The sequence below is a fragment of the Pseudogemmobacter sonorensis genome, from assembly GCF_042762395.1.
GTDB lineage: Bacteria > Pseudomonadota > Alphaproteobacteria > Rhodobacterales > Rhodobacteraceae > Pseudogemmobacter > Pseudogemmobacter sonorensis.
The window spans coordinates 1-671 of the sequence record NZ_JBEFZE010000098.1; the positions used below are offsets into that span (position 1 = coordinate 1).

The following is a 671-nucleotide window of genomic DNA, read 5'->3' on the forward strand; positions in this document are numbered from 1 at the left end:
GGTCTCTGTATCGACGGCGCTCTGGACGTTGTGGCCGACCATGCCGCTGTTGCGGGCGCGCGTCGCCATGGCGCGCGCATCCGGATCGGTCAGCGAGATCGGGCCATCCGGCGCTTCTGTCAGTGCAACGTCCATCGCTTTCAGACGAGCTATCTCCTGGCGGATGCTACCGTAGCGGCGGGCCAGATGTACGACCCGCTCGGCCCGCGCTTCGCCCTCCTCCAGCCGGTCGATGCGGACCATCTCTTCGATAATGCTCGACACCGGCCTCGAGATGGGCCAGGCGGCTGGCGATCTTGCTCTTGGTGAAGTTGCGGTCGCGATTGTTGACCGCCTTGAACCTGCTACCACCGACCGCGACGCAGGCTTCCTTCAGGACACCGATCCGGCGGCAAAGCTCGACGAATTGCGCGCAAGCCCGGCAGATGCCCGGCCCGTTGTCGCGCCGGAAGTCGGCAATGGTCTTGTGGTCGGGGGCGAGCCGACCCGTCAGCCACATCAGCTCCACATTACGCCCGGCCTCGCCTTCGAGACGGCGGCTCGAGGGGATGCGGTTCAACTGGTCATAGATGAACAGCTTCAGCAGCACCGCGGGATGATCGCCGGGACGGCCCGTCCGCGCTGGCGCGAAACGCGCGAACCCGAGGCCTTGCAAGTCCAGTTCGTTGACG

1 pseudogene is annotated in these 671 nt (G+C 65.9%); it reads right to left on the minus strand.

Going from position 1 to position 671, the window contains the following annotated elements:
- Positions 1-671: pseudogene (locus ABNX41_RS21920) on the minus strand (transposase); the annotation flags it as partial.